Annotated in this window: 3 protein-coding genes; 2 read left to right on the top strand and 1 reads right to left on the bottom strand. The window is 58.6% G+C overall.

Annotated features, from left to right (window positions below):
* On the bottom strand, positions 1-2,458 hold a 2,458-nt coding region (locus tag GIW04_RS26190; protein WP_236479339.1), incomplete at its 3' end, for a hypothetical protein.
* A 415-nt stretch (positions 2,459-2,873) separates the two neighbouring features.
* Here GIW04_RS26190 and GIW04_RS26185 point away from each other — a divergent pair.
* Together GIW04_RS26185 and GIW04_RS26180 are read left to right on the top strand one after the other, a co-directional pair.
* On the top strand, positions 2,874-6,371 hold the full coding sequence (locus GIW04_RS26185) for a response regulator (RefSeq protein ID WP_120248062.1): 3,498 nt from the start codon (positions 2,874-2,876) through the stop codon (positions 6,369-6,371).
* Positions 6,372-6,910, top strand: a 539-nt coding sequence (locus tag GIW04_RS26180) for a CheR family methyltransferase (RefSeq protein ID WP_442962809.1), incomplete at its 3' end; no start/stop codon positions are given.

Genomic DNA, 6,910 nt, shown 5'->3' with positions numbered 1-6,910 from the left:
CATCGTAACTGCCGGTAGCACCGCGAATTGCATTCGCCGCCTTGGTGGCTTTGTTTCGAAGAAACTGAAGGCCCTTACCAGCCAGCCGCGCCCCCCCGATAGCCGCATCACCCAACCCACCCAACGGGTTAAGTGCGCTGAAAGTCGCCATGCCGATGACCTTGGCCGCGCGCGCCCCTTTGCTGACGGCGGAGGCCGTGGTGCCGGCAATCTTGATCATTTTCCCGGCAGTGGACATCCCTGCGGTCACGAACCCGAACAGGTCCATGTCCAAGTGACTCAGACCCTCGAAGACTTTGCCCTTGCGAAAACAATTGATAGCCGAATAAAACGGCACCAGTTCTAAAATGAAGTTGCTGATCGCATTGGCCCGTTTCTCATTCTTATCGTGGTAAGTGAGGCCCCGTGCCTGCTCCAGGATGGCCTCATCATCAAAATTGGTATGTTCCACAAACGCATCTGCGATGAGTTGACTACGAGCGCCATTGAAGCTGTCAGGTACGGCTTTGTCCGTCGGGGGCTGTTCCTTGCGAAGCGAGCTGCCACCTTTTGAAGGACTGAAGGCTATGGTTTCGCATTTTACGTTGCCATTTCTTGTCGTCTTGGGCTCTGCTCTATTGGGGAGAAAGCTTCGAATCGACCCCTCTTTGAAGCTGATTTCATAATCAGTCGCCTTGCCACCGCGTTCTACGCGTACTAACAACGGTTCTTCTTTGGGGTGAAGCGTGTTACCCCAGATCGGAATGAGTTCTGTGCTCAGGGTCGTGGATTGATTATAAAAAAATGAAAGTTTGCCTAATTCGAAATTCTTTCTATCTTCCAGCGGCAGTTGGGAGATCAAGTGCCTTATGGCAGTGTTCATCGCGACTTTCTTTTCATTGATGGCGGCCTTGAATTCCTGGTTGAACGACTCAAGCACGCCAAACGTGGAGATGGCATTCAACTTATCCAAAGGAATACGCGAATCACTGCTGCTGTAGCGAACCGGCCCTTTCAAGTCCATCATCACGATGTCCCTGAGCGAGTGCGGCCCGACCGGGCCGGGTTCATAGAAGACATCTCCCCAGGGCCTGCGCTTCTGATACGACACGTGAATCAATCTTTTATCGTAGAGCGCTTCCAGGCCGGGAAAGCGCTCTTTGAGTACGGTGTCGGCTTTCAGCGCACGGGAGGGCAGTTCTTTTTCAAAAACTTGAGTCGCCGAGGTCATCGACGCCGTGCGCGCCTCGAATTCACTCAGCAGGGCAGCCAGTTCTTCAGCGCTGTAGAGGTGATCGGCTTTTTTGACTAGTACGCCCTGCACAACGCCCCAGTCGATCAGGGCTTCACGTTGCGCATCGTGAGTGACTGAGCGGTCGGCCAGGCCGGCGCTCTCGGCCTCGAGCATGACTTCTGCGAAGGTCATGCTCGCGACCCGGCCGGGAGTCTGGGCTTCAATTGTCGTTGCGGCAACGGCCAGGTTGACCCACGCCGGGCTTCCATAGGTCACGGTTGAGGGGATGTCCTTGATCAGGAATACCGGTGCGCGGGATGCCAGCAATAAATAAGCGGCGACGCCGGCCAGATCGGGGCTGGTCTTGCCGTTGGCTACCAAATGTTTGCCCAACGCTTGCACCACCTTGTCAGCGGTTTGGTTCCAGTGATCTTCGTGGGCCAGATCGAAGCCGGCTGTCAGGTTGCGATTGGCCTCAGTGATGGACTCGGGGTCCAGTTGCAGGGTCATGGCAGCCAGGAGGTGGTCCATGGCGCTGCTATCCGTGGCGACGTGTTGCATACCTTCCTGCAGGCTCTTGCCCAGTTGCTGCGCCGCGGGGGAACTCACCAGTGCGTTCAGGGTTTTGACCGGATCGCCCAAGACGTCGGGCGCCAGGGTGGTTTGCTCGCGTAAATACGCCAGCAACGAACCAGGGGTTTGCTTGACGGTTGGCTGATCCGGCGCGGTGGCGTAATTGAGAGCCAGGTTGTGCAAGCGCTGCTGGTCATCGGCACTCATCGGCACGGGCCAGCCCAATGCGCCCTCCAGGTTGCCCAGCGGATGGATTTGCGCACGGTCGAGCACCGCCACCGAGAGGCCAGATATGCCGAAGTGACTGTTGGGTAGCGGCAGCCCCAGGCTTTTTATAAAAGATTCAAGCGTGGTGCGAGCCCCCATCACGGCGCGAGCCGCTGAGTCCGGATGAACCTCCATCGAGGTGGCCTTGAGCGCTGCCAATACGTCATGGGCGGACGCGTCCTTGCCCAAGCGCTCGGCGATCCCGACCAAGGCATCACCGAGCGTGTTCAAATTCTGACGGTTGCCCAGTTGCTCGTTGAGATCAAGGTTGCTGACGTCGGGAGTGCCCGGGACTTCGGGAGATTGCGGGGGCGTGAGCGGCGTGTGTGGGAGTTTGATGATGGGGGGTGGCTTGGGTAAATGTGCAAGGATATCAGGCTGGAAACTGTGCAATATCTTCGTCATACAAAGTACCTGGTTCGCAAAGAGAATTTATGTGTGCCTGCGACCGCTCCGTGGTCCAAACACGTATCGATGTGTGGGAAGAGGTTCTGGCGAGGTTCCGAACCCAACTCGTAACACTGTATGAGACTCACCTTCGACGCCCGGGCCCGACAGGCAGGCGAACCGACCCAGGGCCGCCTGGACGCGCGTGTTTAGAAGGGGGAGCGTCTGACTACGCACAACGCGACGACGCCCCCGATTTGCGATGGTGAGATCTGTTTCAAGATAGTGAGGGGCTGCCAAACTCCGTCCAGAGTCAGCGCGACAGGCCCAAGCGGTCGGAAGGTTTTGCTTGCCAATCAACGCACAAACATAGCTTTTAGCCCGGTTATTCGGGCAAACTTGCGGTTTTTCCGCATTTGGCCAAGGCATGCCCATGACACCCGCGTCGTCCGTCGATGAAAAAAGCTTCCGTACTCTGCTGAGCCGAAACGTGGCCTTGCCCTTGGGCGTGGGCGTGCTCAGCGCGGTGTTTTTCGTCTGCCTGATTACCTATTTGCTTTCGGTTATCCAGTGGGTGGAGCACACCGACCGCGTCATTAACAACCTCAATGAGACGTCCAAACTGACGGTTGACCTGGAAACAGGTATGCGCGGCTTCCTGATCACCGGTGACGAGCATTTCCTTGACCCGTACGAAGTGGCCAAGCCGCGGATCATTGCAGACCTGCGCAATCTGCAAGACCTGGTAGCCGACAACCCGCAGCAGGTCGACCGACTCAAGCGCTTGGAAACCTTGCAAACCGAATGGAACAACTACGCGCAGTCGATGATTGAGCTGCAGCGTAACAGCGGCGATTACCGAGGCGCTGTCAAGGCGGGCCGGGGCAAGCGGCTCACTGACGAGATCCGCAAGGAATACGAAGACGCGGTGGCGATGGAGCAGCAGTTCCGTATCACCCGTAACGCAGAAGTCACCCGTACGACGGTGATCAGTGTCACGTTGTACCTGGTGTTTGTACTGGGGTTGAGTGGTTTTCTTGCCTACATCGGCAGAAAGAATTTAATTTCACTTTCAAAGAGTTACAGTGCAAACCTCGCGTCACAGCAGAAGATTGCACGGCGCCTTGAGCAAACCGCTTGGCTGCGCAATGGCCAGACCGAACTGGCCGAGCAAGTGCTGGGCCAACTGACCCTGAACATGCTGGGGCGTAATATCCTGCAGTTCTTTGCCCAGTACATGGGCTCGGCCGTCGCGGCGCTGTACGTGCGCGAAGAACACGGCGGCCTCAAGCGCGTGGCCACCTATGGCTTCTCCCGCGAGCAGGAACAGCAGGAACAGTCGATCTATAGCGACGAAGGCATTGTCGGGCAGGCCGCCCAGCGCGATCGCCTGATTCGCCTGGACGATGTGCCGGTGGATTACTTCAAGGTCAGCTCGGGACTGGGCGAGGGCGCCACCCGCAGCGTATTGGTGGTACCCACCAGCGATGACGACCGCGTCAACGGCGTGGTCGAGCTGGGTTTCCTGCGCCCGCTGGATGAGCGTGATGTTGAACTGCTGGAACTGATCGCCGGCAATATCGGCACCTCTATCGAAGCCGCGCGCTATCGCCAGCGCTTGCAGGAAGTGCTGGCCGAGACCCAGCAGCTCAACGAAGAACTGCAAGTGCAGCAGGAAGAACTCAAGACCGCCAACGAAGAGTTGGAAGAGCAGTCGCGCATCCTCAAGGAATCCCAGGCCCACCTGGAAACCCAGCAGGCTGAGCTGGAGCAGACCAACGAGCAACTGGCCGAACAGACCCAGACCCTGGCCGAACAGCGCGACGCCATGGACCGCAAGAACATCGAGCTGAACCAGGCCCAACTGGAGTTGGAAGACCGCGCCGATGAGCTGCAGCGTTCCAGCAAGTACAAGTCCGAATTCCTCGCCAACATGTCCCACGAGCTGCGCACACCGCTGAACAGCTCGCTGATCCTGGCCAAACTGCTGGCGGATAACCCCCAGGAAAACCTCAGCGCCGAGCAAGTCAAGTTTGCCGAGTCGATCTATTCAGCCGGCAATGACTTGCTCAACCTGATCAACGACATCCTGGATATTTCCAAGGTCGAAGCCGGCAAGTTGGAAGTGCGCCCGGAAAATGCCAGTGTCGAGCGCCTGGTGGATGGCCTGCGCGGCATGTTCGAGCCGCTGGCAATGGACCGCAAACTGGGCTTCCAGGTGGACGTGCAGCAAGGCTCGCCAACCCTGCTGTTTACCGATCGCCAGCGTCTGGAGCAGATTCTCAAGAACCTGTTGTCCAACGCCATCAAGTTCACTGAACAGGGCGAGGTCAGCCTGTCGGTGTCGCGCGCGCCGGGGGAGGGCATTGCCTTTACGGTGCGCGATTCCGGCATTGGTATCGCCCCGGATCAACAAGAAAGCATCTTCGAAGCCTTCCGCCAGGCCGATGGCACCACCAATCGCCGTTACGGCGGTACGGGCCTGGGCTTGTCGATCTCCCGTGACCTGGCCACCTTGCTGGGCGGCTATATCAGCGTGACCAGCGAGCCGGGCAAAGGCAGTATTTTCACGCTGGTGTTGCCGGAACGATATGTTGAACGCGACGAGGACGCGGCGCCCATCGAGGCCCCGCGCCAAGTGGTGGTCGCGCCAGCGCCCGCGCCCGTCAAGGTGTCGCCGCTGCCGGTGGCCGACGCCAAGCTGATCCCACGCTTTGCCGACGACCGCGAAAAGGCGCCGTTCAGCACCCGTTGCATCCTGGTGGTGGAAGACGAGCCGAATTTTGCGCGCATTCTGTTCGACCTCGCCCACGAGCTGGGTTACCACTGCCTGGTCGCCCACGGTGCCGACGAGGGCTACAGCCTTGCCGAGCAGTACATCCCCGACGCCATCCTGCTGGACATGCGCTTGCCCGACCATTCAGGGCTGACCGTGCTGCAGCGCCTCAAGGAACACGCCAACACGCGCCACATCCCGGTGCACGTGATTTCCGTGGAAGACCGCGTCGAAGCCGCCATGCACATGGGCGCCATCGGTTATGCAGTCAAGCCCACCACCCGCGAAGAGCTCAAGGACGTGTTCGCTCGCCTTGAAGCCAAGTTGACCCAGAAGGTCAAGCGCATCCTGCTGGTGGAAGACGATGACCTGCAGCGCGACAGTATTGCCCGCCTGATCGGCGACGATGACATCGAGATCACCGCCGTAGGCTTTGCCCAGGAGGCCCTCGACCTGCTGCGCACCACTATCTACGACTGCATGATCATCGACCTCAAGCTGCCGGACATGCTCGGCAACGAGCTGCTCAAGCGCATGGCCACCGAGGATATCTGCTCGTTCCCGCCGGTGATCGTCTATACCGGGCGCAACCTGACCCGGGACGAAGAGGCCGAACTGCGCAAGTATTCACGCTCGATCATCATCAAGGGCGCGCGCTCGCCCGAGCGCCTGCTGGATGAAGTGACGCTATTTCTGCACAAAGTCGAATCGCAGTTGTCCCATGACCGTCAGAAGATGCTCAAGACCGCCCGCAGCCGCGACAAGGTCTTTGAAGGGCGCAAAATCCTATTGGTGGACGACGATGTACGCAATATCTTCGCCCTGACCAGCGCCCTGGAGCACAAAGGCGCCGTGGTGGTGATCGGGCGTAACGGCCAGGAAGCCATCGACAGACTCAATGAAGTGGACGATATCGACCTGGTGCTGATGGACGTAATGATGCCGGAGATGGACGGTTACGAAGCCACCGCTTTGATCCGCCAGGACCCACGCTGGAAAAAACTGCCAATCATTGCCGTGACGGCCAAGGCCATGAAGGACGATCAGGAACGTTGCCTGGCAGCAGGCTCAAACGATTACCTGGCCAAGCCGATTGACCTGGACCGCCTGTTCTCACTGATTCGCGTATGGCTACCGAAGATGGAACGCATTTAAGTGGAGCAGTGTTTCTTGGATACCAGCAGCGATATTGAGCTGCGCCTGTTGATCGAGGCGATTTACCTCAAGTACAGCTATGACTTTCGTGATTACTCGGGCGCGTCGGTCAAACGCCGTGTGGCCCATGCCTTGCGTCAGTTCGACTGCGCGACCATCTCCGCACTGCAAGAGCGCGTGTTGCACGACCCGGCCGCGTTCATGCAGTTGCTGCAGTTCTTGACCATCCCGGTGAGCGAAATGTTTCGCGACCCGTCGCACTTCCTGGCGATTCGCCAGGAAGTGGTGCCGTTGCTCAAGACCTACCCGTCGATCAAGATCTGGATCGCTGGCTGCAGCACGGGTGAGGAGGTGTATTCCATGGCCATCTTGCTGCGTGAAGAGGGCCTGCTGGAACGCACCATCATCTACGCCACCGACATCAACCCGGCGTCGCTGGAAAAAGCCAAGCAGGGCATCTTTTCCCTGGAGAACGTGCGCGCTTATACCGCCAATTATCAGCAGGCCGGCGGGCAACGTTCATTTGCCGACTACTACAC

Origin of the sequence: Pseudomonas sp. PA-4-8C (assembly GCF_021606625.1) — a bacterium.
In the GTDB taxonomy this organism is placed as follows: domain Bacteria; phylum Pseudomonadota; class Gammaproteobacteria; order Pseudomonadales; family Pseudomonadaceae; genus Aquipseudomonas; species Aquipseudomonas lactis.
Note: the sequence above shows the minus strand (reverse complement) of the source record. Positions and strands in the feature narration are given on the sequence as shown.

Excerpts from the sequence above, each read along its gene's own strand:
- GIW04_RS26185 (WP_120248062.1), top strand. The coding sequence starts at position 2,874 with ATGACACCCGCGTCGTCCGTCGATGAAAAAAGCTTCCGTACTCTGCTG.